22 protein-coding genes and 1 pseudogene are annotated in these 22,896 nt (G+C 73.9%); 7 read left to right on the top strand and 16 right to left on the bottom strand.

Annotation, left to right across the window (positions count from 1 at the left end; translation table 11 throughout):
• The 4 genes from ACGFS9_RS30765 to ACGFS9_RS30780 form a co-directional block, all read right to left on the bottom strand.
• The coding region (locus ACGFS9_RS30765; RefSeq protein WP_393257785.1) for an SPFH domain-containing protein at positions 1-236 on the bottom strand (236 nt) is incomplete at its 3' end.
• A gap of 265 nt (positions 237-501) precedes the next feature.
• Positions 502-1,401, bottom strand: coding sequence for a S1 family peptidase (locus tag ACGFS9_RS30770; RefSeq protein ID WP_393257787.1), 900 nt, complete (start codon positions 1,399-1,401; stop codon positions 502-504).
• 263 nt (positions 1,402-1,664) lie between these two features.
• Positions 1,665-2,450 (bottom strand): DUF1684 domain-containing protein, encoded by a 786-nt coding sequence (locus ACGFS9_RS30775; RefSeq protein ID WP_393257789.1) that lies wholly within the window; start codon positions 2,448-2,450, stop codon positions 1,665-1,667.
• 336 nt (positions 2,451-2,786) lie between these two features.
• Entirely contained in the window at positions 2,787-4,049 is a 1,263-nt protein-coding gene (locus ACGFS9_RS30780) for a DUF5685 family protein (protein WP_393257791.1), read from the bottom strand.
• A gap of 289 nt (positions 4,050-4,338) precedes the next feature.
• On the opposite strand from ACGFS9_RS30780, the gene ACGFS9_RS30785 reads away from it, so the two are divergent.
• Positions 4,339-4,779 (top strand): cell division protein SepF, encoded by a 441-nt coding sequence (locus tag ACGFS9_RS30785; RefSeq protein WP_393257793.1) that lies wholly within the window; start codon positions 4,339-4,341, stop codon positions 4,777-4,779.
• A 49-nt stretch (positions 4,780-4,828) separates the two neighbouring features.
• Here the strand turns inward: ACGFS9_RS30785 and ACGFS9_RS30790 are convergent, their stop codons facing one another.
• Together ACGFS9_RS30790 and ACGFS9_RS30795 are read right to left on the bottom strand one after the other, a co-directional pair.
• Entirely contained in the window at positions 4,829-6,019 is a 1,191-nt protein-coding gene (locus ACGFS9_RS30790) for an acyl-CoA dehydrogenase family protein (protein WP_393257795.1), read from the bottom strand.
• Positions 6,020-6,348: 329 nt separating this feature from the next.
• Complete coding sequence (locus tag ACGFS9_RS30795) at positions 6,349-8,022, bottom strand: MFS transporter (protein ID WP_393257798.1); 1,674 nt, start codon at positions 8,020-8,022, stop codon at positions 6,349-6,351.
• 580 nt (positions 8,023-8,602) lie between these two features.
• On the opposite strand from ACGFS9_RS30795, the gene ACGFS9_RS30800 reads away from it, so the two are divergent.
• The gene (locus tag ACGFS9_RS30800) at positions 8,603-9,625 is read left to right on the top strand and encodes a phosphatase PAP2 family protein (protein ID WP_393257800.1); all 1,023 of its coding nucleotides are present in this window, start codon (positions 8,603-8,605) and stop codon (positions 9,623-9,625) included.
• 107 nt (positions 9,626-9,732) lie between these two features.
• On the opposite strand, the gene ACGFS9_RS30805 is transcribed toward ACGFS9_RS30800, so the two are convergent.
• From ACGFS9_RS30805 to ACGFS9_RS30820, 4 genes are all read right to left on the bottom strand, one after another.
• On the bottom strand, positions 9,733-9,948 hold the full coding sequence (locus tag ACGFS9_RS30805; protein WP_393257803.1) for an I78 family peptidase inhibitor: 216 nt from the start codon (positions 9,946-9,948) through the stop codon (positions 9,733-9,735).
• Positions 9,949-10,290: 342 nt separating this feature from the next.
• Positions 10,291-11,292 (bottom strand): helix-turn-helix transcriptional regulator, encoded by a 1,002-nt coding sequence (locus ACGFS9_RS30810; RefSeq protein WP_393257806.1) that lies wholly within the window; start codon positions 11,290-11,292, stop codon positions 10,291-10,293.
• A 513-nt stretch (positions 11,293-11,805) separates the two neighbouring features.
• Positions 11,806-12,408, bottom strand: a complete 603-nt coding sequence (locus ACGFS9_RS30815) for a transglycosylase family protein (RefSeq protein ID WP_393257808.1) — start codon at positions 12,406-12,408, stop codon at positions 11,806-11,808.
• Between the two features lie 116 nt (positions 12,409-12,524).
• Entirely contained in the window at positions 12,525-13,223 is a 699-nt protein-coding gene (locus ACGFS9_RS30820; RefSeq protein ID WP_393257810.1) for a transglycosylase family protein, read from the bottom strand.
• A gap of 542 nt (positions 13,224-13,765) precedes the next feature.
• On the opposite strand from ACGFS9_RS30820, the gene ACGFS9_RS30825 reads away from it, so the two are divergent.
• Positions 13,766-14,539: a hypothetical protein gene (locus ACGFS9_RS30825; RefSeq protein ID WP_393257813.1), complete on the top strand. Its 774-nt coding sequence runs from the start codon at positions 13,766-13,768 to the stop codon at positions 14,537-14,539.
• 331 nt (positions 14,540-14,870) lie between these two features.
• The gene (locus ACGFS9_RS30830) at positions 14,871-15,317 is read left to right on the top strand and encodes a hypothetical protein (protein ID WP_393257815.1); all 447 of its coding nucleotides are present in this window, start codon (positions 14,871-14,873) and stop codon (positions 15,315-15,317) included.
• Between the two features lie 75 nt (positions 15,318-15,392).
• On the opposite strand, the gene der is transcribed toward ACGFS9_RS30830, so the two are convergent.
• The 5 genes from der to aroH form a co-directional block, all read right to left on the bottom strand.
• Positions 15,393-16,868 (bottom strand): ribosome biogenesis GTPase Der, encoded by a 1,476-nt coding sequence (gene der / locus ACGFS9_RS30835; protein WP_393257817.1) that lies wholly within the window; start codon positions 16,866-16,868, stop codon positions 15,393-15,395.
• A gap of 79 nt (positions 16,869-16,947) precedes the next feature.
• On the bottom strand, positions 16,948-17,661 hold the full coding sequence (locus tag ACGFS9_RS30840; protein WP_393257819.1) for a lysophospholipid acyltransferase family protein: 714 nt from the start codon (positions 17,659-17,661) through the stop codon (positions 16,948-16,950).
• Entirely contained in the window at positions 17,619-18,314 is a 696-nt protein-coding gene (cmk, locus tag ACGFS9_RS30845) for a (d)CMP kinase (RefSeq protein WP_393257822.1), read from the bottom strand. The genes ACGFS9_RS30840 and cmk overlap by 43 nt, the downstream gene beginning before the upstream one ends.
• 239 nt (positions 18,315-18,553) lie before the next feature.
• Positions 18,554-19,639 (bottom strand): prephenate dehydrogenase, encoded by a 1,086-nt coding sequence (locus tag ACGFS9_RS30850; RefSeq protein ID WP_393257824.1) that lies wholly within the window; start codon positions 19,637-19,639, stop codon positions 18,554-18,556.
• Positions 19,636-19,998, bottom strand: coding sequence for a chorismate mutase (gene aroH, locus ACGFS9_RS30855; protein ID WP_393257826.1), 363 nt, complete (start codon positions 19,996-19,998; stop codon positions 19,636-19,638). The genes ACGFS9_RS30850 and aroH overlap by 4 nt, the downstream gene beginning before the upstream one ends.
• Before the next feature lie 63 nt (positions 19,999-20,061).
• Between aroH and ACGFS9_RS30860 the strand changes: the two are divergent.
• The 3 genes and pseudogenes from ACGFS9_RS30860 to ACGFS9_RS30870 all read left to right on the top strand — a co-directional run.
• Positions 20,062-20,427: pseudogene (locus ACGFS9_RS30860) on the top strand (DUF6529 family protein); the annotation flags it as partial.
• Between the two features lie 132 nt (positions 20,428-20,559).
• Positions 20,560-20,976 carry a Rieske (2Fe-2S) protein gene (locus ACGFS9_RS30865; protein ID WP_393257883.1) on the top strand — a complete coding sequence of 139 codons (417 nt, stop codon included), beginning with the start codon at positions 20,560-20,562 and terminating at the stop codon, positions 20,974-20,976.
• Positions 20,977-20,997: 21 nt separating this feature from the next.
• Positions 20,998-21,798, top strand: coding sequence for a DNA polymerase beta superfamily protein (locus ACGFS9_RS30870; protein WP_393257829.1), 801 nt, complete (start codon positions 20,998-21,000; stop codon positions 21,796-21,798).
• A gap of 317 nt (positions 21,799-22,115) precedes the next feature.
• On the opposite strand, the gene ACGFS9_RS30875 is transcribed toward ACGFS9_RS30870, so the two are convergent.
• Positions 22,116-22,895 (bottom strand): DNA polymerase beta superfamily protein, encoded by a 780-nt coding sequence (locus ACGFS9_RS30875; protein ID WP_393257832.1) that lies wholly within the window; start codon positions 22,893-22,895, stop codon positions 22,116-22,118.
• Position 22,896: the final 1 nt, after the last annotated feature.

The following is a 22,896-nucleotide window of genomic DNA, read 5'->3' on the forward strand; positions in this document are numbered from 1 at the left end:
GTGATGCCCTCCTGGGCCGGCACCGGCAGCGTGACGATCTGGATGTTCACCTTGCGCAGCCGGTCCACGAACGGGACGATCATGGTGAAGCCGGGTCCCCTCACGTCCGGCCGCAGTCGGCCGAGCCGCAGGACCACCCCGCGCTCGTACTGCTGGACGACCCGGGCGCCGGCCGTCAGCCAGACCAGTCCGACGCACGCGGCGGAGACTCCCGCCGCCACCAGTTCCTCGACCATCACGGCCCCCCGGGGTACGACGCGGGCGCGGCAGGAATGTGCACGGCGTGCGTCTCGACGGTAACTCCGTGGGCCGGGCAAGAGCGAGCCCCCGCACGCCTGTTGCGTGCGAGGGCTCGGCCGTGCGCCGTGGGTCCGCCGCGCGGAGCGGGATCGCTCCGCCCTGCGGAGTGCGGGCGCCCTGTCGTGCGGAAGCGGTGTGGGGGGTGCCGGTTCCGTCAGCCGACGCGTCGATCGAGGGGCCGGTCCATCGGTGGTGCGGTGGTCAGCCGACGCTCACGCCGTAGTAGCTCAGCGCCTCGGTGACCGGCTGGAAGAAGGTCGTCCCGCCCGAGGAGCAGTTGCCGCTGCCGCCGGAGGTCAGACCGTAGGCGGTGCTGCCGCCGTACAGCGGGCCGCCGCTGTCGCCGCCCTCGGCGCAGACCGTGGTCTGGATCATGCCGTAGACGACGTCGCCGCCGCCGTAGTTGACGGTGGCGTTCAGCGCGGTGACCCGGCCGCTGTGCGTACCGGTGGTCGAGCCGCGCCGGTAGACGGTGGTGCCGACGCTGGGCGTGGCCGCGCGGGTGATCGTCTGGCTGCCGACCTTGCTGGGGTGCGCGATCGAGGAGTTGGTGTAGCGGACCAGCGCGAAGTCGTTGTTCGGGAAGCTGTAGCTGACGTTCGTGCCGAGCACCGTGCTGTGGCTCGAGTTGGCGTACCAGGTGGAGGCGACCTCACCGCAGTGCCCCGCGGTCAGGAAGTAGTAGGTACTCCCGCTGTGCACGTTGAACCCCAGCGAACAGCGGTAGGAGCCGCCGTAGATGGCGTCGCCGCCGGTGATCAGCTTCTTGAAGGTGCCCGGGGTGTGCTTGATGGTGAGGGCGCCGGCGTTGCCGCCCGCGTCCTTCCTGATCTTCGCGATCTCCGCCTTCGAGACCGTGCTGTCCACGGTGACGACCACGCGGTTGGTCTTGGCGTCGACCGCCCATGCGGTGCCCGCGACGTCGGACTTCAGGACCGACTGCTTGGCACTGCTCAGCTGGGTGGCGCTGAAGGTCTGGGCGTCCGACGCGTTCGCGCTGGGGACCGCGAACGCTGCCGCGGCGACGAGTCCGGTCGTGACGGCGATCAGCCGGCTCCGTCTCGATATGCCGCCGCGGGGGGTGGTGCGCTTGATCCTCACGTTTCGTTCCTCCGAAGGGAAGTAAGGGGCCCCCGCTTCGTGGGGTGGTGGGGCCCGTGAGGCGCAGCCGGAGGCCACCTGTCCGGATTCCGAACAAGTCGTGCCCCTGACAAGCGCTGAGGGGGAGTATTCGGCGGCACGGCCGACGGCCGCAAGGGCTCCTTTCGGCCGTGCAGCGTTCAACTTACCGTCGCCTCGCAGCGGTTGATCGTCGGCACGGCGGGACCCCGAGTGCCCCGCGGCCCCCGGGTGCCCCACGGCCCTCAGACGACCAGCCGACGCTCCCCCGCGGCGACGGCCACGCCCAGGGTATTTCCGGGCGGCGGCAGCGGGCAGAGGAAGGAGGCCGCGAACGCGCACGGCGGAAGCACGGCACGGTTGAAGTCCACCGTCGTGCGCCCCTGCGCGTCGGGCGCCGCAGGCCGCAGGAAGCGGAATCGGTAACTGCCGTTCCCGCTGGTGGAGTCGGAGAAGACGGCCCACAGCGAGCCGTCGCTCTCGACCGACACCTGGAGGGTGAGGTCCTGCCCGTCGAGCGTGAAGGCCAGGATGCCGCCGACGGGCAGTCCGCGGGTGACTCCGTCGGCGTTCTCGACCCGCACCGTGCGGCTCTCGCCGTACGGGGTGAAGTGCCCCGGCACCGACCAGCGGGCGTCGTAGGGCGTCGCCTCGATCCCCGCGAAGACCGTCCGGGCGGGCGCGGCGGGGTCGTGGCGGCGCACCCCCCACACCTCCTCGCGCACCAGGACCACGAACCGGCGGTCACCGTGCCCCACCCGGGCGCCGCCGGCCGGACCGCGGTCGGCGCCCAGCACGATCTCGCCGGTGAACGGCACGCCGTCGACGCTGAGTCCTTCCTCGGCCACGGCCGTCAGGACCACGGAGTCGTCCTTCACACCCCACAGACCGGGGATGTCCGGAAGTCGACCCTCCGGATAGTCCTCGACCCAGTGGGTCCCGGTGAGGGAGAGCGGTCCGTAGGGGGCGGTCACCGCGGCGGCGCGGCGCTCCTGCCAGTGCTTCCAGTCCTCGGATGCGTCGGTCGTCATGTGATCAACACTTCCACACACGACCGCCGGACCCCGGCTGCGAGCCCATCGGGGTGTCCGTCCGTTCCGTCGGGCATTCCCCCCGTGCGGCGGTCTCGGCCCCGCCCACCCGTGTCCGGGCCGGGTGGCCGTCGAACGGCGGTCCCCCACCTGGGGCGTGCTGCGGAGGTCCCGATGCGACGGGCCGTCAGCTCCCGGGCGCCGGACCCGCCGGCCGCCGCGCCTGGGCACCGGACGGCACCCGTCCGGCGGGCCCGGCACCGCCGGAGGTCCGCCGCCGGGCGGCGCGCCGCGGGCGCACGGCACCGGTGCCGGCCGTCGGGGCCGGGGCCCCACTCACAGGCCGCAGTCGCAGCACTCGCAGCATTCACAGCACTCGCAGCACCGGCACGCCTCGCAGCAGCCGCCGTCGCAGTCGCCCGCGCAGCCCTCCCGCCTCTTGCGCGACCACGGCCCCTCGAACTCGTCGGCGCAGCAGACCTTGCAGGTGCAGCACAGTCCGACGGCGGCGGCGCAGCCGGCCAGGAGGCCGCGCCGGCCCGGACCCGGCGGCGGGCCGGCCGGGCCCCCGGAGGGCGCGCCGCCGGCGGCGTAGGGGTTGCCGTCCTGCCGGGGCGGCGGCCCGAAGGCGCCCTCGGGACCGAGCTGGAGGGCCGGTCCGAGTGAAGCCGCGGATACGGGGGTACCGGGGACATCGTGAAGATCAACCGTTTCGCGCGGTCCGTCCGCGGCGTGACCGCACGCCGACGTGCCGAACGCGCGGTCCACCGAGCGGCCCAGTTCGTGGGCGAGCAGCAGATGGGCGAGCCTGCCGTCGGTGAACGCGACCTCGCGCAGGGCGAGTCGTATACCGTGCAGCGCGTCGTCGGCGAGCCGGCGGGCCTCCGCGACCGGGGTCCCGGTCGCGGTGAGCGGGTTCCAGGCACCCGACGCCGCGTCGGCCTCCCGGTCCTCCACGGCGTCCAGCAGATGCGCGAGCCGGCCGAAGAGCCGGCCGGCCTCGGCCAGCGGGGCGGCGTTGCCGGGGCGGCCCGCGAGGACGGCGGTGTGGGCGAAGGCCGCGGCGGTGGCCGTCTCGGTGGGTTCGGTCACGGTCAGCAGCGGTGTGCCGGGCCCGGCCAGGGCCTCGACACCGGTCTGCCGCTCGACCGCGTCGACGAGCACGGCGGTGTCGAATCCGACGGCGGCCCCGGTCCGCGCCCCGGCCCGTCCCCAGCTCGCGGCGACGCGGCGGGCGGCGCCCGCCACCGGCCGGCGCCCCAAGAGGCCGTCACCGTCGGCGACGTGGTCGCCGACCTTGGCCGCGGCGAGGACGAGCGAGACGGCCGCGGCGAGCCGCGCCCCCTCGCCCCGGGCGACGGACGCGGTGCGCATGCCGCGCAGCGGACAGGGCCCGGCGGTGCGCCGCCACCCGGTGGCCCGTTCGGCCTGAGCCTCCGTCAGAACCGATACGAGGAGGCCGTCGTAGTTGGTCACGACCCTGGCGAACTGTCCGTGGTCGCCGCGCAGCGCGAGGCACAGGCCGCACAGATGGGCCATCCACTGCGCCCTGAGACCTTCACCGAGCCGATGGCTGCACGGCCTGACGATTCCGAACACGACACTCCCCCGTGACACGTACGACGTTGGGCCGCGGCATCGTATCGAGCACCCCGTTCACCCGTACGCCCCGACCGTCACCCGATCGCCGAGAGAAATCATATTTCACTCTCAGTCAGCAGCCGTGCACGGCAGGACCCTTGGGGGGCGCGGGCTCTCGACGGATTCGCTGTGCACCAGTACCGTCACGAAACCCCCGCGCGGCGTCTATCCACTTGGCGCGACATCCGCATCATGGACGACCATGGGTATGCGGAAGCACGAAAGACCGCTGTGAGAGGAGGCGTCCATGGGATCGGTGCGCAAGGCGAGTGCCTGGCTTGGCCTCGTCGACGACAACGATGACGAGCGTTACTACGACGACGACTACGCCGAGGGTCAGGAGTCCGGTGCCGAGGCATGGGTCACCGACCCGCGCGTGAAGGTGGCTTCCGAGACGGCCGAGGAGAAGGGCCGCCGGATCGGCACGGTCACCCCGGACAGCTTCCGGGACGCACGCGGCATCGGCGAACTCTTCCGGGACGGCGTCCCGGTGATCATCAACCTCACGGCCATGGAACCCGCCGACGCCAAGCGCGTGGTGGACTTCGCGGCCGGTCTGACCTTCGGCCTGCGCGGCACGATCGAGCGGGTCGCCACCCGGGTCTTCCTGCTGACCCCGGCCAACACGGAGATCGTCAGCGGCGAGGCCGCCGGGCGGCAGACGGACGGGTTCTTCAACCAGAGCTGAGGCAGGGCCGCTCACCGGCCCTGCCGACCGGGGTCCGGGAAACGAGCCTCTACCGGAAGGCGTCGAGTCCGGTGAGCGCCTTGCCCAGCACGAGCTGGTGCATCTCGACGGTGCCCTCGTAGGTGAGCACCGATTCGAGGTTCGTGGCGTGCCGCATCACGGGGTACTCCAGGGAGATCCCGTTGGCGCCGAGGATCGTGCGCGCGGTGCGGCAGATGTCGATCGCCTCGCGCACGTTGTTGAGCTTGCCGAAGCTGACCTGCTCGGGGCGGAGCCGTCCCGCGTCCATGCGGCGGCCCAGGTGGTGGGCGAGCAGGATGCCCTTGTGCAGTTCGACGGCCATGTCGGCGAGCTTGGCCTGGGTGAGCTGGAAGCCCCCGATGGGGCGCCCGAACTGCTCGCGCGTCGTGGCGTAGGCGACGGCGGACTCGAAGCTGGAGCGCGCCGCGCCCATCGCGCCCCACACGATCCCGTACCGGGCGTGCGAGAGGCAGCTCAGCGGACCCTTCAGTCCCACGACGTCGGGCAGGACCGCGTCGGCGGGCAGCCGGACGTCGTCGAGGACCAGCTCGCTGGTCACGCTCGCCCGCAGGGACCACTTGTGCTTGATCTCGGGTGCGGAGAATCCGGGGGTGTCGGTGGGGACGACGAATCCGCGGATGCCCTCGTCGGTCTGCGCCCAGACGACGGCGACGCCGGCCACGGACCCGTTGGTGATCCACATCTTGCGCCCGTCGAGCACCCAGTCGCCGCCGTCGCGCTTGGCGTACGTACGCATCGAGGCGGGGTCCGAGCCGTGGTCGGGCTCGGTCAGCCCGAAGCAGCCGATGACCTCGCCGGCGGCCATCCGCGGGAGCCAGGTCTCCTTCTGCTCCTCGCTGCCGAACCGGTGGATCGCGTACATGGCGAGGGAGCCCTGCACCGAGACGAGGGAGCGGATGCCGGAGTCGGCCGCCTCCAGCTCCAGACAGGCCAGGCCGTACTGCACGGCGCTGGCCCCCGCGCAGCCGTAGCCCTCCAGTGACATCCCGAGGGCTCCGAGACCGCCGAGTTCCCGGGCCATTTCCCGGATGCCGGGCAGCTCTCCCTTCTCGTACCACTCGGCGACGTGCGGCAGCACCCGGTCCGCGGCCCAGGTCCGCACGGTGTCGCGGATGGCGAGGTCCTCCGCGTCCAGCAGGTCGTCGATGCCGAGCGGGTCGGCGGGGTCGAGGGGCGGGAGCTTCGGGGACGCGGACATACGACAGCCTCCGGCAAGGTGATAACTAGCAGCGCTAGTTTATGATCTCGGCCCGACGTTACGACGCGGCGGCGCGCAAGTCCAGGGTGCCGTCCGGTGCACCGGGCCACCGCACGGGACCCGCCGCGGGGCCGCGGCGCTCCGGTGGCGGCGCGCCACAGACCCTGAGGGCCGTCCCGTCGTCCCCGGCGGGCGCACGACGACGGCCACGGCACCCCGCCGCGTCGCCGGACCGCCCGCGTACACCCGTCTACGAGGACGGCCCTCCGCCGTGCGACGCACCGCAGCCGACGCCGCGCGCCGATCCACCGGGGACCACGGGACAGCCCTCAGGCGGAGACACGGGTCTGGGCGACTTCCCTGGGGGCCGGGATGTCGGCCTGCCCCGGCCGGACCGCGGGACGGCCGGCGCCGGACCCGGGGGCGGAGTCGCCGGTGGGCGCGGGGGCGGCGGCCGTCTCGGCACCGCAGTCCATCACCCGCGGCAGGCGCAGCGCCATCACCGCTCCCAGCAGCAGCAGGCCCGCGCTCACCAGCAGCGTCACATGCAGTCCGTGCACGAAGGAGCCGCGGGCGGCCTGCCGCAGGGCGCCGCCGGCCGGCCCGCCGAGCCGTGCGGCGACCTCGTACGCCTCCCCCAGCGAATGACCGGCCGCCCGGGAGTCGGCGGCGGGGACGCCGGGGACGGAGGACAGACCGGGTGCGTAGGCCGCGTTCATCACGCTGCCCAGGAGGGCGATGCCGATGCCGGCGCCCAGCTGGTAGGAGGTCTCGCCGATCGCGGCGGCCCCGCCGGACTGCGCCTGCGGTGCCTCGCTGAGCATCGACTCGTACGCGCCGAACAGTGTGGTCTCCAGGCCGAAGCCGAGCAGGACGAATCCCGCCAGGAGAAGCCCGGTGTTGTCGTGCTCGCCCATCGCGGTGAGCGTTCCGACGGACGCCGCCGTGAGGCAGAAGCCGAAGCAGACCATCGCGCGCGGGCCGAAGCGCCGCAGCAGCCGCGCGCCCGCGAGGCCCGCGGCCATCGCCGCGACGGTCAGCGGCAGCAGGCGCAGGCCGGTCTCCAGCGGGGACAGGCCGAGTACGAGCTGGAGGTACTGCGCGGCGATCAGCTCCAGCCCGACGAGCGCGAGCATGGCCAGCACGATGCACCCCACCGAGGTGCTGAAGGCCGGGCGGGAGAACATCCGCAGGTCCACCAGCGGATGCGGGCGCCGCCGCTGGCGCCGGACGAACCCGGCGAGCAGCAGCCCGCCGAGCAGCAGCGGCGCCAGGGTGAGCGGGCTCAGCGGCGCCTCGCCGCCGCCGAGCCGCTTGACGCCGAGGACCAGGCCGAACAGCCCCGCGGCGGCCGTCAGCGCGCCGACCACGTCCCAGGGGCCGTCCCGGTCGCCTCGGGACTCGGGCAGCAGCAGCCGCCCGATCGGCAGGCTCACGATCATCAGGGGGATGTTGACGAGGAAGACCGAGCCCCACCAGAAGTGTTCGAGCAGGAACCCGCCGAGCAGCGGGCCCACCGCCGCGCCGACGGCGGCCACCGCGCTCCAGATGCCGATCGCCACGGCGCGCTCGCGCCGGTCGGGAAAGACCTGGCGCAGGATCGACAGGGTCGCCGGCATGATCATCGCGCCGCCGACGCCGAGCAGGGCGCGGGCGCCGATCAGGACCTGCGCGTTGTGCGCGAGGGCGGCGACGCCGGAAGCGACGCCGAACAGGGCGTAGCCGAGGAGCAGGACGCGGCGGCGGCCGACGCGGTCGCCGAGGGTGCCGAAGAGGATGAGGAGCGAGGCGCAGACGAGCGGGTAGACGTCGACGATCCAGAGCAATTCCATGGCGCCGGGCCTGAGGTCCTCGGTGACGGCGGGCACCGCCACGTGGAGCACGGTCGCGTCGAGGGCGACCAGCAGCAGGCTGACGCACAGCACGACGAGGACGACCCAGCGGTTGGCACCGGCCCCGGTCTCCCGACGGCATCGCGCAGCGGCCGTGGTCGTCCCGGACATGTACGTACCTCCAGTGGTTCCCTCGCGATCGGCGGATCCGCAGGGTGGGGACTCCCTGGGGCTGCGGCCCGAGGAGCGGGAATCCCGGGCCCACGCAACAAAGGCGAGTGAGCCGTCAGCGTACGCGAGTTCCCTCCGGTGACACGTGGCGGACCTCTCACGTTCTCCGGGCGGCCGTGTGGCGTGCGCCACGCTCCGGGCCGCCGGCGGCGTCCCCGCGGGGCCGCCCCCCGGCCGGGTGCGCCCATCCAGGTCACGTGTCGTGTCGGGGCCGTCCGGGGCGGTGACCGACCCCCGCGGACCTGCGCCGAGAGGGCCGGGACCGGCGGGAGCGCGGGCCCGCTTCCCGTGTGCGGTCGGTGAGCGAGCGGGTAATTCCACGCCATCATTCGGTGAACGCACCCATAAGTGCCCGATAACCGGAGCCGCGGATGGCCAAAGGAATTGAAGGCTCCACGCTCCACGGATGAGAGATTCATTGGAAATGAACATGATCCTGAGAGGAATCCCACATCACATCGTCATCACAAAGCGAGTGAATCGGCGTGGAACACAGCTCACTCGCTGTAACGTCGATTGAGTGCGTACCGAACGAAACCTCACCCGTCTGGACCGGGTCTTCGCCCGGCTCGACCGTGAGCCGGAACGGCCGGCCCACATCGACGTCTCCAGGATGAGTCGGCACAGGGTCGTCCTCTTCACCGCGACCCTGGCCTTCTACCTGGCCATCGTGTGGGCCGTCTCGATCACGTCCTGGCTGGTCCGGTTCGACTGGCAGGTCATGTTCTTCCGGCCCTACCAGCAGTGGCCGCAGATCCACGCCTTCCTCGACTACTACGTGGTCCTGGGCCAGCGCGGCCCCACCGCGGTGATGGTCACCGCCTGGCTGGGCTGGCGCTCCTGGCGCCAGCACACGCTGCGCCCGCTGCTCACCCTCGGCACCTCGCTGCTGCTGCTGAACATCACGGTCGGCGCCGCCAAGATCGGCATGGGCCGCCTCGGCCCGCACTACGCCATGACGATCGGGTCGAACGAGATGGGCCTCGGCGGCGATATATTCCCCTCCGGTCACACCGCCAACGCCGTCGTGACCTGGGGAATCCTGGCCTATCTCGCCTCCACGCCGCGCGCGAGGCGCTGGCTGTCCGCGCTGTCGGCCGTGACCTCGCTCGGGGTCGGCCTCACCACTGTCTACCTGGGCACGCACTGGCTGAGCGACGTCCTGCTGGGCTGGGCCGCGGGCCTGCTCATCCTGCTGGCGCTGCCCTGGTTCGAGCCGCTCATCGCGCGCGCCGAGGCCTGGATCCTCGCGTTCCGCGACAGCCGCAGGTCCCGTCGCGGCGGGCTCGCACCCGCGCCGGCTCCGGTCGGGGCGCCGGTCCTGGCCGCCCGGCCCGCGACCACGGACGGCGGTGACCTGCCCGCGCGGGGCGGCTCGGCCTCCCGGCCGGCCCGATCGCCCGTCCATCTCGCTCCCGGTCCGCACACGACCCGCTCGGAACGCAGCCCGGTGACCCCGGCGGGCAGCCGCCGGCCGCCGCACGCCGACCGCGTGGCGCGTGCGGCCGGCACGACCACCACGGCCCGCCTGACGGGCGGCTGAGGACCGCGGGGCCGGTACGCACACCCCCGCCCCGCACCGCGAAGGCCCCGGCTCGTCGAGCCGGGGCCTTCGCGCGTCACCGGCCGGCGGAGCGGGCGGTGGGCCGGTCAGCCCTTCCAGCAGCGCGCGACCTTGCCGTCGTCGACCTCGAAGTTCAGCCGCCCCACCAGGTACTCCATGGTGATGATCGTGCCGGGTGGCAGCGAGCGCACCGAGGACCAGCCGTGCTCCCGCGCGCGCTCCTCGGCCCGGCTCACCTCCAGTCCGACATAGCTCTCCGGGCTGTCCTGCGGCTCTGGACGAGGGGGGTGAAGGGGTGCCATGTGCGCCACGTTAGGCTCCGCGCCCCCGCGGCGGAAGCCCGGACGGCGACCGTGCGTCACGCGTCCCCCGGCGGTCACATCTCTGTCACAGGCTCACGACACCCGTTTCGGCCGAACTCCCCTTTACCCAGAGGGATCACGCACCGTGTTCCGAACACCGTCGAACTGAATTCCCCGTCCGCGCCGGTGCGCTCCGAATAATCCGGCGGAATGTGCGAGTTCCCGTGTCCGCGTGCCCTTTTCCATTCCTCTCCGCACGATTCCGCGCTCGGCCGCGAGTGACCGGAGCGGGAGGGAAATACACGGTTCCCCCACACGGCCTCCGCCGTCCGCGCACGTTCGCTACGGCGTGCGGGAAGGCGGCCCCGGAGGCTCGTGCGCGGTCCGCTCCAGCGCACGGGACAGCCGGTCGCGGACGGCCGCGATCGCCTCGGTGAGCTCCGCCGGCTCGACGACCTCGAACTCGAAGCCGGTCAGCATCACGTGAACGACCATCACGTCCAGGCTCGCCGCGCCGGTACGCAGCAGGCAGCTGTCCTCGCCCTCGGCCTCCAGCGTCCCGGCCGAGGGCGAGATCCGCTCGGCCGCCCGCTCCCGGGACACCGGCAGCCGGAAGACGGCCTGCGTGGCGTACGCGTGTCCGGAGACCCCCCGGGAGACGTAGGCGGCCAGATCACCGGCGGGCGGCGTACGGGGAGGGAAGCGCGGTCCGTGCGGCGGCCGGGGCGTGACGCGGTCGGCCCGGAAGGTCCGCCAGTCGCCCCGGTCGACGTCCCAGGCGACCAGGTACCAGCGGCGCTCGGTGCACACCAGCCGGTAGGGCTCGACGGTCCGGCGGGTCGCGGAGCCCTCGTGGTCGCGGTAGTCGAACCGGAGCCGCTCGCCGTCCCGGCAGGCGGTGGCCAGTTCGGTGAGGACGGCGGGGTCGACGACGGAGGGCTCGGGGCCGCGGAGCATCGGCACCGTCACGGCGTTCAGTGCGCCGACCCGGCGGCGCAGCCGGCCCGGCAGGACCTGCTCCAGCTTGGCGAGGGCGCGCACGGATGCCTCGCCGATGCCCTCGATGCCCTGCCCCGCGGCCGTCCGCAGGCCGACGGCCACGGCGACCGCCTCGTCGTCGTCCAGGAGCAGCGGCGGCAGCTCGGCGCCGGCTCCGAGCCGGTAGCCGCCGCCCGTGCCGGGGCTGGCGTGCACGGGGTAGCCCAGTTCGCGCAGCCGGTCGACGTCCCGGCGGACGGTGCGCGGGGTGACGCCCAGCCGTCCCGCGAGGTCGGCGCCCGACCACTCCCGGTGGGCCTGCAACAACGACAGCAGCCTCAGCAGCCTCGCGGACGTCTCCAGCATGGAGCCGAGTCTGCCAGCCGGCCTGTGCCCCGGCGCCGGGAGCCCGGGCCCCGGCGCCGGTCGGCACGGGTCCGGCACCGTCCCCGCGCCGGCCGGGGGGCCGCCGGTCGGCGCGGACCGGGGTGCGGCCCGGGATCCACCGGCCCGGACGGCGAGGGCGGCACGGCGAGTCCGTCGGGGCGGGCCGGATACGGCGACGGGACGGGGCGGGACGCCGAAGGCGTTGGCCCCCCGGGGCCCCCCCCCCCCGGGGGGGGCCCCCGGGGCCCCCCCCCCCCCGGCGGGGCCCCGGGGCGCCACCGCCTTCGGCGTCCCGCAGCAGGGGGCGAACCCCGGGCCCCGCGGGCGAACGGCCACCGCCCACCCGGCTCCCCACATTCCTCCCACCTCTCACCTCCGGGCTCGCGGCTCGCGCCTCCCGGCTCCCGGCTCCCGGCTCCCGGCTCCCGGCTCCCGGCTCCCGGCTCCCGGCAACTTTCCGTGGGCCACGAGCCGCGAGTTACGAGTTACGAGTCACGGGAGGGTGAGCAGCGTTCCCGGTGTCAGCTTGTTCGGGTCGGCTCCGATCGTCTTCCTGTTGGCCTGGTAGAGGGCCTGCCAGCCACCCGCGACCCGGTGCTTGCGGGCGATCGCCGAGAGCGTGTCGCCGTTCTTGACGATGTGCGCGCGGCCCCGCAGCCCGTACTTCTTGGAGCAGGCGGGCCAGGCCCCCCAGCCCTGGACGGCCAGGACCTTCTCGGCGACCGTGATCTGCTCGGCGCGGGTGGCGAGGTCGGCGCGCGGCGCGTAGGCGAGCCCGCCGAAGTCCTTCCAGGTGGGCTGCCAGAACTGGAGGCCGCCGTAGAAGCCGTTGCCGGTGTTGATGTTCCAGCGGCCACTGGACTCGCAGTCGGCGATGCAGCCCCAGGGCCAGCCGCCGGAGAGGCAGTGGGCGACGGCCGCGGTCCGGTGAGGCGGCAGCGAGGGCGACGGTGCGGCGACCGCTTCCTGCGGCGCGAGGGCGGACAGTACGGCGGCGGCTGCGACGGCGACGGCCGCGTACCGGGCGGGACCGTGCGGCGCTCCGGCCGCGGCCCTGGCGGTCGCCGGGGCGCACCTGTTCGACATGGGAGGCATCGGGCCACGCTAAGCAGGCCGCCCGGCGGTCCCGTCCCACCGCGCCCGGCACGCCGGGGGCCCCACCCGGTCGGACGACCGGACGGGGCCCTTCGTGCCGCGCTCGGCGGCACCGCTCAGATGTCGAGCCGCTGTCCGGGCACGATCAGGTCGGGGTCGTCGCCGATGACGCCCTGGTTGGCGGCGTAGATCTTCCGCCAGGTCGTCGCGTGCCGGGCGGCGATGGCGCTCAGCGTGTCGCCCTCGCGGACGGTGTAGTCACCGCGGGACGAACCGCGGTTGGTGCGGGCCGCGGGACGCTCCTGCGCCGTCGCCGGGGCGGCGGCAGGGGCCTTCGGTGCCGGCTTCGACGGCGGTTTCGGAGCCGACCTCGGCGTCGTGGACCGGGTGGAGCCGCCCGAGGCCGGGGCGGCGGGCGCGCCGCCGTAGGCGCCCGCGCGGGCCGAGCAGGTGGGCCAGGCGCCCCAGCCCTGCGCACGCTGGACCTTGGCCGCGACGGCGATCTGGGCGGACCGGGAGGCCTGGTCGGCGGTCGGCGCGTAGGCCGTGCCGCCGTAGGCGCGCCAGGTGCCGGCGGAGAACTGCAGTCCCCCGTAGTAGCCGTTGCCGGTGTTGATGTGCCAGTTGCCGCCGCTCTCGCACTGGGCGATGCGGTCCCACACTCCGTTGTCGGCCGCGGTGGCCTCGCCGGTCGCGGCGAGCACACCGAGCGGGGCGAGCAGGGCCGCCCCGGCGAGAACCGCCGCCGTACGCGCGCTGTTCGCCGTACGGGACGTGGAACCGTTGCCGTGAGCGCTCTCGGCACATGCGGACATGTATTTCCCTCTCCAGACACCCGGGGTCCCCCAGGGCGGGAGCGCGGCGTCCCGCGTGTAGGACGCGGTCGTCGCGCTCCGCCCCGTCCGCCGGAGGCAGTGCTGTGGTGCGGTCGTTCCCGTGTCGGCCGGCGGACGTTCCCGAGCGGTGCTCGTTGCACACGGCGGAGGAATCTAAGGAGCGGGGCGGCCGGGTATCAACCAATTCCCCGTCATACGAGGCCAGTTCCCCGTTACCTCAGGTATCGGCGATTTTCGGCCACCCACTTCATCTGGTGATTTCCGGATTTGTCGACCAGTGCCCCCGGCAGCCTGTGACCCACTTCACCCGTTCAACTTCCCTCCATCGGCGTCGTGTTGACAAGGAGTGACCGATTCCGGGGCGCACTTCACCGTGGGCGTCGGTTGGTTCGATTCCGTTCGCTTCCGAGCGTGACTCCGGCCACAGATCGCCCGTTGTCATCTTCATGAGCCGGGAACCCCCGGGTTCATGGGCCGGGAGCCACCCGGCACCGCCACGCACCGCATCCCGAGGAGCCACCGTGCCGCGCATGCTCGACGTCAGCGACGACGTACGCGCCGAGATCGGCGACGAAGAAGCCGACCGGCTGCTCGCCGGAGAGAACGCCCCCGGCAGCTACGACTGCACGTCCTGCCGCACCCCGGGCGACTCGGAACAGGAGCGGACCAGCACGGTCCTGTTCATCGGCGACGAGACCGCCGTCCTCGCCTTCGCCCACGCCACCTGCCTGCCCTCGCAGGTCGTGCAGGTGACCGAGGAGCAACTGCAGGGCGCCGTCCGGTCGATCCACCCCGACGGCGCTCCCGCCGACGCCCCGCCCGAGCAGGCCGTGCTCGGCGTGACCAGCGGGCTCGTGCTGATCGACGGCGACCTGCACCCGGCCCTGGTGGTCGAGCCGACCGGCCCGATCGTGCGGCCCGGCTCCACCGACATCGGCGACGACTTCCTGCCGCTGCTGATCGAGCAGGGCTTCATGCCGGTGACCGAGCTGAACGCGGTGCCGCCGGTCCTCCACGGCTGGTCCGTCCTGCTCGCGATGGGACAGCTGCACGCGGTGCTCCAGCCGGGCACCGGCGGCGGCTCCCCCGTGGCCTGGTGGCAGGCACACCAGGCCCTCCAGGTCGCCGACACCTGGCGCTCCGCCGCCACCAAGCACCAGCAGGTCCTGCTGTTCGCGGCGCCGGTCGGCTCGATCGGACGGCAGCCCCGCGAGGACCTGCTGCGCGACGCGCTCGACAAGGCCGCGGCCAACGGCAAGCTCGTCGCGGCCACCATGCCGCTCGCCGGCACCTGAGCCGACGACCGCCGCGCCGGGTCCGGGCCTCTCCGCGGGGCCGCGCCCGCGTTCCCGTCTCCCCGGGCCCCCCGCGCCCGTGACGGCGGACGCGGGCTCTCCCGGCCCGCGTCGCGTGCCGGGCGCCTTCGTGCCCGGCGCGTGACGTCCTGCGCCGCCGGGCCCCGGCGCCCGGGTCACCGGCCGGCGCGGGGCCGGGGACGGGCGCACCGGATGCGGGAGGTCGCCTGGTGGGCCGCCCGCGCCCCCCGCGAGCGCCGCTCGCTCCCGGTCGTTTGCGAAAGGGCCGGTCCGCCCGCATCCGACGGGCGGCGGGGTCGTTGGCACGTACGTGCACACCTACGACGTCCCCAGCCGCCGCCCCTTCCAGCCGGTCCCTCCGTCCGGCGCGCCCCTTCCGCTCGCTTCCGGCAGCGAGGTGCCGGCGTCCCGATCGGCCCGGAACACGTCGACCGGCCCGTCGGCCACGCCGATCTACGACGCGCTCTACGCCGAATGGGTCCGGTCGTTCAGGGCCCTGCCCGGCGACCGGCACGGGGAGGAGCAACTCGGCTTCACCGCGTTCGGGAGTCTCGCGCGCGGTTCGAACTCCTACAGCCCGTCGGGGCCGTACAGCTCGTACAGCTCCTACAGCGCGGGGGCGCAGACCGCCCGACAGCTCGCGGCGCAGAACGGCCAGGGCGCGACCGCCGTCTGGCAGGCGGGCGGCAGGCAGCCGGGCACGGGAATGCACCACATCCCCGCCGCGCTGCCCCCGGCACCGCGCCGAGGACTGTGAGAAACGGTTCTCCGGCCGGGTACGGGTGAGGGGGCGGCTCCGTCGGGAGCCGCCCCCTCACCCGTACCACCGGGCCTACTTCTTCTTGTTGGCACCGCGCTTCTCGCGGACCCGCACCGAGATGTGGATCGGGGTCCCCTCGAAGCCGAACTCCTCGCGCAGCCGGCGCTCGACGAAGCGGCGGTAGCCGTGCTCGATGAAGCCGGAGGCGAACAGCACGAACCGCGGGGGCTTGGTGCCCGCCTGGGTGCCGAACAGGATGCGGGGCTGCTTGCCGCCGCGGATCGGGTGCGGGTGGGCGGCGACCAGCTCGCCGAGGAAGGCGTTCAGACGGCCGGTGGGGACGCGGGTCTCCCAGCCGTCCAGCGCGGTCTCGATCGCCGGGACGAGCTTCTCCATGTGCCGGCCGGTGCGGGCCGAGACGTTCACGCGGGGAGCCCAGGCCACCTGGAGGAGCTCGGTCTCGATCTCCCGCTCCAGGTAGTAGCGGCGCTCCTCGTCGAGGGTGTCCCACTTGTTGAAGGCGAGCACGATCGCGCGCCCGGCCTCGACGGCCATGGTGACGATCCGCTGGTCCTGGACGGAGATGCTCTCGGACGCGTCGATCAGAATGACCGCGACCTCGGCCTTCTCGACGGCGGCGGCGGTGCGCAGCGAGGCGTAGTAGTCGGCGCCCTGCTGGAGGTGCACCCGCTTGCGGATACCGGCCGTGTCGATGAACTTCCAGGTGACGCCGCCGAGTTCGATCAGCTCGTCCACCGGGTCGCGGGTGGTGCCGGCGAGCTCGTTGACGACGACGCGGTCCTCGTTGGCCACCTTGTTCAGCAGGGAGGACTTGCCGACGTTGGGGCGGCCGATCAGGGCGATGCGGCGAGGGCCGCCCACCGCGGTGCCGAAGGTCTGCGCCGGGGCCTCGGGCAGCGCCTCCAGGACGGCGTCGAGCATGTCGCCGGTGCCGCGGCCGTGCAGCGCGGAGACCGGGTGCGGCTCGCCGAGCCCGAGCGACCACAGGTAGGCCGCGTCGGCCTCGCCGCTCATGCCGTCGACCTTGTTGGCGCACAGCACGACGGGCTTGCCGGCCTTGCGCAGCAGCCGGACGACGGCCTCGTCGGTGTCGGTGGCGCCGACCTTGGCGTCGACGACGAAGACCACCGCGTCGGCGGCGTCGATCGCGTACTCGGCCTGGGCGGCCACGGACGCGTCGATGCCGAGGACGTCCTGCTCCCAGCCGCCGGTGTCGACGACCTTGAAGCGGCGGCCCGCCCACTCCGCCTCGTAGGTGACGCGGTCGCGGGTGACGCCGGGCTTGTCCTCGACGACCGCCTCGCGACGGCCGATGATCCGGTTCACCAGGGTCGACTTGCCCACGTTCGGGCGGCCCACGACGGCGAGGACGGGCAGCGGGCCGTGCCCGGCCGCCTCGATCGCGCCCTCGACGTCGTCGACGTCGAAGCCCTCTTCCGCGGCGAGCTCCATGAACTCCGCGTACTCGGCATCGCCAAGCGCCCCGTGCTCGTGCTCCGAGCCGTCGGGCTGGATGTGGTCGTTCATGAAGTCCGTACCTCGTCGTTCCATCGTGGTGATCGGTGGAACGGCCGCACAACGGGCCGTCCCACTACTCAAGTGTCGCCTAACGCCCGGTGGGGCGCCCGGCGTTTTCCCGGCGTCCGGTGAGACGCCTGGCGTGGTCCAGGTGGGCGCTGAGCTGCTTCTGGATGCGGCCGGTGGCCTCGTCCAGGGCGGCGCGCGTACGCCGTCCGCTGCCGTCGCCGGCCTCGAAGGGGTCCCCGAAGACGACGTCGACCCTGCTGCGCAGCGGGGGCAGCCCCTTGACCAGCCGGCTGTTGCGGTCGGTGCTGCCCAGCACCGCCACGGGGACGATGGGGGCGCCGCTGCGCACCGCGAAGTAGGCGAGCCCGGCCCGGAGCGAGGAGAAGTCTCCCTCGCCGCGGGTGCCCTCGGGGAAGATACCGAGGACGCCGCCGGAGGTCAGGACGCCGAGCGCGTCCGTGATGGCGGTGCGGTCGGTGGTGTGGCGGTCGACCTTCAGCTGGCCGATGCCGAGGAGGAACGGATCGAGCGGCCCGACGAAGGCTTCCTTCTTGATCAGGAAGTGGGTGGGCCGCGGGGCCACGCCCATGACCATCGGCCCGTCGATGTTGTGCGCGTGGTTGACGGCCAGGATCACCGGGCCGGCCGCGGGGACCTTCCAGGCGCCGAGGACGCGCGGCTTCCACAGCCCGTACATCAGGCCGACGCCGATCCGGCGCCCGACCTCGGCGCCTCTCGCGGAGGGTGCGGTCACCGGGCGGCCCGCTTCTCCTCGACCAGGGTGACGACGCACTCGATGACCTGCTGGAGCGTGAGGTCGGAGGTGTCGACCTCGACCGCGTCGTCCGCCTTGGCCAGCGGGGACGTCTTGCGGGTGGAGTCGGCGGCGTCGCGCCGGACGAGCGCCTCGCGGGTGGCGGCGACGTCGGCGCCCTGCAGCTCACCGCTGCGGCGGGCGGCGCGCGCCTCCGGGGAGGCGGTGAGGAAGATCTTCAGGTCGGCGTCGGGCAGCACGGTGGTGCCGATGTCGCGGCCCTCGACGACGATGCCCTCGGGCGCGGACGCGGCGAGCGCCCGCTGCAGCTCGGTGATCCGGGCCCGCACCTCGGGCACGGCGCTGACCGCGCTGACCTTGGAGGTGACGTCCTGCGTGCGGATCGGGCCCGCGACGTCCGTGCCGTCCACCGTGATGGTGGGGGCGGAGGGGTCGGTGCCGGAGACGATGTCGGGCTTGCCGGCGGCGGAGGCGATCGCGGCGGGGTCCGCGACGTCGATGCCGTTGCTGACCATCCACCACGTGATCGCGCGGTACTGGGCCCCGGTGTCCAGGTAGCGCAGCCCGAGCTTCGCGGCCACGGCCTTCGAGGTGCTCGACTTGCCCGTGCCCGAGGGGCCGTCGATGGCGACGATGACGGTCGGAGCGGTCCGGGCGGCGCCGTTTTCCACGGTGGGAACACCTTCCTGGTGCGGGGTGGAGGTCTGTGCGGGGCACGAACGCGCCCCGCACAAGGTTACTGGCTCCGCGGACCCCGTATTACTGGCCCTTCCCCGGCGGCCCGGGGCGACGGTTTCCCCCGCGGGGCGGCGCGGGCCCGCGGAACGGGTGCCCGGGGTCGCGGGCGGCCCCCGGAGCAGGCGTGCCCGCGGGACCCGGGGAGACCGCCCGGCGGGACCCGGTCGGGCCGCTACTGGCGCAGCGCCCAGCCCCGGTCCCGCAGGGCGGCGCCGAGCATCGGCGCCGCCTTCGGCTCGACCATCAGCTGCACCAGGCCGGCCTGCTGCCCGGTGGCGTGCTCGATGCGCACGTCCTCGATGTTGACCCCGGCCTGTCCCGCGTCGGCGAAGATCCGGGCGAGCTGGCCCGGCTGGTCGTCGATGAGGACCGCGACGACCTCGTAGGCACGCGGTGCGGAGCCGTGCTTGCCGGGGACGCGGACCTGGCCCGCGTTGCCGCGGCGCAGCACGTCCTCGACGCCGGTGACGCCGTCGCGGCGCTCGGCCTCGTCGGCGGACTGGAGGGCGCGCAGGGCCCGTACCGTCTCGTCGAGGTCGGCGGAGACGTCGGTGAGCAGGTCGGCCACGGGGCCGGGGTTCGCGGAGAGGATGTCGATCCACATCCGGGGGTCCGAGGCGGCGATGCGGGTCACGTCCCGGATGCCCTGCCCGCACAGCCGTACGGCCGCCTCCTCCGCGTGCTCCAGCCGGGCCGCGACCAGGCTCGACACCAGATGCGGCATGTGCGAGACGAGGGCGACGGCCCGGTCGTGGGCGTCCGCGTCCATCACGACGGGTACGGCACGGCAGTGCGACACCAGCTCCAGGGCCAGGTTCAGGACCTCGGTGTCGGTGTCCCGGGTGGGGGTCAGCACCCAGGGCCGCCCCTCGAAGAGGTCGCCGGTCGCGGCGAGCGGTCCGGACTTCTCCCGGCCGGACATGGGGTGCGAACCGATGTACGAGGTGAGATCGAGGCCGAGGGCCTCCAGCTCGCGGCGCGGCCCGCCCTTGACGCTGGCGACGTCGAGGTAGCCGCGGGCGAGGCCGCGGCGCATGGCGTCGGCGAGCGTGGCGGCGACGTGCGCGGGCGGCGCGGCGACGACGGCGAGGTCGACGGGACCGGCGGGCGGCTCCTCGGTGCCCGCCCCGAGCGCGGCGGCCGTGCGCGCCTGCTCCGGGTCGTGGTCGGCGAGGTGGACGGTGACACCGCGGTCGGCGAGCGCGAGGGCGGCCGAGGTGCCGATGAGGCCGGTGCCGATGACGAGTGCGGTTCTCACTGGGCGATGTCCTTGCGCAGCGCGCCCGCGGCGCCGAGGTAGACGTGCGCGATCTCCGCGCGCGGCCGGTCCGACGTGATGTGGGCGAGGACGCGGACCACCCGGGGCATCGCACCCTCGACGTCCAGTTCCTGCGCGCAGATCAGCGGGACGTCGACGATGCCGAGACCGCGCGCCGCCGCAGCGGGGAAGTCGCTGTGCAGGTCGGGGGTCGCGGTGAACCAGATGCTGATCAGGTCGTCCGCGGTGAGCGCGTTGCGCTCCAGCAGGGCGGTGAGCAGCTCGCCGACCCGCTCGTCCATGTGGCCGGCCTCGTCCCGTTCCAGTTGCACGGCGCCCCGGACCGCTCGTACCGCCACGGTGATGCTCCTCGCTGGTCTGCGTCGGTGTCGTGACCAGCCTAGTCAGGGCCGGGGCGGGTGGTGCGCGGCGCCCGCCTGCCGAGACGACCGCCGCGCCGTGCGGCGGCGCGGAACCGCACGGCACGCTCGGGAGCGGCGTTCGACCTCGCCGGCTTCGGCGGCACCGGTGCCGTGCAGTCCCGGCTCGCCACGACGGGGCTCCCGCTCGCCCTGGCGCGGTTCGCGTCGGCGCTGACGTTGGACGGGGAGCTGCCCGAGCCGGGCCGGGCGGGGACCCTCCACCGCAGGTCGGGGCGGACCGCGCTCCTGGTGCCGGTACCGGTCGCGGCGCACTGCGGTTGCGGGCCGGGCTTTCCGGGCTCCGCACCGCGCGTCCCGCCGCACTCGCGCCCCGGGTGCTTCTTCTTCGGTGCCTTCGGTGCCAAGATGCTGCTGCCCGCTCGGAGCGTCCGCCCGGCCGGCCGCTGCCGGTCGTCGGCGGCCTGGCCCTCGCCGGGCCGACGGCCCTCCGGCCGACGTCCCCCCTCTGACTTTCTTCCGTACCTTCGGAGTGACGACATGACCCACCGCCCGACGCGCCGCACCGTGATCCTCGCGACGGGGGCGTCCGCGCTGCTCGTGGGATGCGACGGGTCCGGGGACGGGGGCGGCGGCTCCTCCGAGGACGCCTCTCCGAAGGCGTCGAGCGGGGAGGAGATCTCCGCCACCGGTGACATCCCGGTCGGCGGCGGCACGGTCTTCAAGGAGCGCAAGCTCGTGGTCACCCAGCCCAAGGAGGGCGACTTCCGGGCCTTCTCGGCGATCTGCACCCACCAGGGCTGCACGGTGAACAAGGTCGCGGACGGCACCATCGACTGCCCCTGTCACGGCAGCAGGTTCAGCGTCGAGGACGGCGCCGTCACGGCCGGTCCCGCTCCCGCTCCGCTGCCCGCGGAGAAGATCGTCGTGGACGGAAAAGCGATTCGCCTGGCCTGAGACGCACCGTACGCTCCCGGCATGCCCTCCGAACCCGGCGCGCCGCGGCCCCCCGCGGCGCCGTCAGACGAACCGGCGCCTCATGACCCGCCGGCCGCTGCCCCGCCTGCCCTGGCCCTGGTGCGTGACCACACGGTCTACGCCTGCGTGACGGGGTCCCGGGCCTTCGGCCTCGCCACGGACACCAGCGACACGGACCTGCGCGGCGTCTTCCTCGCGCCGACCCCGCTGTTCTGGCGCCTCGCCAAGCCCCCGACCCACGTCGAGGGCCCGGCCGAGGAGCAGTTCAGCTGGGAGCTGGAGCGGTTCTGCGCGCTCGCGCTGCGCGCCAACCCGAACATCCTGGAGTGCCTGCACTCCCCGCTCGTCGAGCACGCGGACGAGGTGGGACGCGAACTCCTCGCGCTCAAGGGGGCGTTCCTGTCCCGGCGGGCGCACGAGACGTTCGCCCGCTACGCGCTGGGCCAGCGGCGGAAGCTGGAGGCCGACGTCCGCCGGCGCGGCGCCCCGCGCTGGAAGCACGCCATGCATCTGCTGCGGCTGCTGGCGAGTTCACGCGATCTGCTGCGCACCGGGACCCTCACCGTCGACGTCGGCGACCAGCGCGAGCCGCTCCTCGCGGTGAAGCGGGGCGAGGTCGCCTGGCGCGAGGTCGAGCGGTGGATGTCCCGGCTGGCGACCGAGGCCGAGGAGGCGCGGGCGGGCAGTCCGCTCCCCGCCGAGCCGGACCACGCGCGCGTGGAGGACTTCCTGGTCCGGGTGCGCCGGGCGTCGGCGCTCCGGGAATGCGCCGCGCCTCGGGAGAGTGCGCACACCCCCTGAAAGGGCTGTCCCGTCATCCCCGGTGGATCGGCGCGCGGCGTCGGCCGCGGTGCGTCGCACGGCGGAGGGCCGCCCTCGTACCGGGTGCATGCGGGCCGTCCGGCAACGCGGCGAGGTGCCGCGGCCGTCGTCGCGCGCCCGCCGGGGAGTGACGGGGCAGCCCTTGGCGCCGCGGCAGCCGACGTTCGCCCCGTCGCGGCACCGGGGCGTGTCGCGAAGATCCCACTCCGCCGTGCGGCGCCCTGCGCGTACTGCCGCCGCACCCGGCGCCGCGCGGCCCGCCCTCCGGGCGGGCGACGGGACGTTCGGGGCACGCCCTACAGCGGCGCCGGTCCGTCCCGGTCCGCGCCGAGGCGGACGCGGACGACGAAGTCGTGCAGGGCGTCGCGCACGGAGGGGGTGTCCGGCAGCGACGAGGCCGCCTGGGCCTCGTCGAGGAGGCCGTGCAGCCGCTCCACGTCCTCCTGCACCCGCGCGTGGGGGACGTCGGCCGCGCCGTGCTCCCGCTCCGCCTTCTGCGCGATGAGATCCGGGAGGTAGCCGGGCGAGGGGATCCGCCCGAGGAGGGCCGGGAGATCGGCGACCACCTCGCCGCGGCGCATGAGGTGGATGCCGGTGAGCAGGACGCGGAAGGTGTAGAGCAGCGGTTTGAGTTCGCCGGTGCGCTCGAAGAGCCGCCACTGCGTCGAGGCGAACCCCCGGTAGTGGTGGGCGTGGTGGCGGGTGAGGACTCCGGGAGCGAGGGCGGCCAGCTCCCGGTGCTCCTCACCGGTGTGCACGACGAGCGGGGAGAGCAGCTGCTCCAGCACGTAGCCGTTGCGCCGCAGCATCAGGCGCACGAACTTGCGCAGGTCGTGGGTGACGAGGTCCATCTCGACGCCGTCCCGCAGCCACATGCGGGACCGGGTCTCCGTCGGCTCGCGCAGGCCCACCAGGTCGGCCGTGGGCAGCAGGTGGACGCCCCGCAGGTCCACGTCGGAGTCGCGCGAGGGGAAGCCGTACAGGTGGGCCCCGGAGACGGTGGCGAAGAGCACGGGGTCGGGCTGCTCGGTCACCACGTCGGCGAGGCCGGCACCGAGGCCGGGGGCGTCTGTCATG

Origin of the sequence: Streptomyces sp. NPDC048566, from assembly GCF_043199735.1 — a bacterium.
Lineage (GTDB): Bacteria > Actinomycetota > Actinomycetes > Streptomycetales > Streptomycetaceae > Streptomyces.

Coding starts and splice junctions, on each gene's coding strand:
- ACGFS9_RS30820 (WP_393257810.1), bottom strand. CDS start 13,223: ATGTCCGCATGTGCCGAGAGCGCTCACGGCAACGGTTCCACGTCCCGT.
- ACGFS9_RS30795 (WP_393257798.1), bottom strand. CDS start 8,022: ATGTCCGGGACGACCACGGCCGCTGCGCGATGCCGTCGGGAGACCGGG.
- der (WP_393257817.1), bottom strand. CDS start 16,868: ATGAACGACCACATCCAGCCCGACGGCTCGGAGCACGAGCACGGGGCG.
- ACGFS9_RS30810 (WP_393257806.1), bottom strand. CDS start 11,292: ATGCTGGAGACGTCCGCGAGGCTGCTGAGGCTGCTGTCGTTGTTGCAG.
- ACGFS9_RS30815 (WP_393257808.1), bottom strand. CDS start 12,408: ATGCCTCCCATGTCGAACAGGTGCGCCCCGGCGACCGCCAGGGCCGCG.
- ACGFS9_RS30775 (WP_393257789.1), bottom strand. CDS start 2,450: ATGACGACCGACGCATCCGAGGACTGGAAGCACTGGCAGGAGCGCCGC.
- ACGFS9_RS30805 (WP_393257803.1), bottom strand. CDS start 9,948: ATGGCACCCCTTCACCCCCCTCGTCCAGAGCCGCAGGACAGCCCGGAG.
- ACGFS9_RS30870 (WP_393257829.1), top strand. CDS start 20,998: ATGCCCTCCGAACCCGGCGCGCCGCGGCCCCCCGCGGCGCCGTCAGAC.
- ACGFS9_RS30865 (WP_393257883.1), top strand. CDS start 20,560: ATGACCCACCGCCCGACGCGCCGCACCGTGATCCTCGCGACGGGGGCG.
- ACGFS9_RS30875 (WP_393257832.1), bottom strand. CDS start 22,895: ATGACAGACGCCCCCGGCCTCGGTGCCGGCCTCGCCGACGTGGTGACC.
- ACGFS9_RS30790 (WP_393257795.1), bottom strand. CDS start 6,019: ATGTCCGCGTCCCCGAAGCTCCCGCCCCTCGACCCCGCCGACCCGCTC.
- ACGFS9_RS30785 (WP_393257793.1), top strand. CDS start 4,339: ATGGGATCGGTGCGCAAGGCGAGTGCCTGGCTTGGCCTCGTCGACGAC.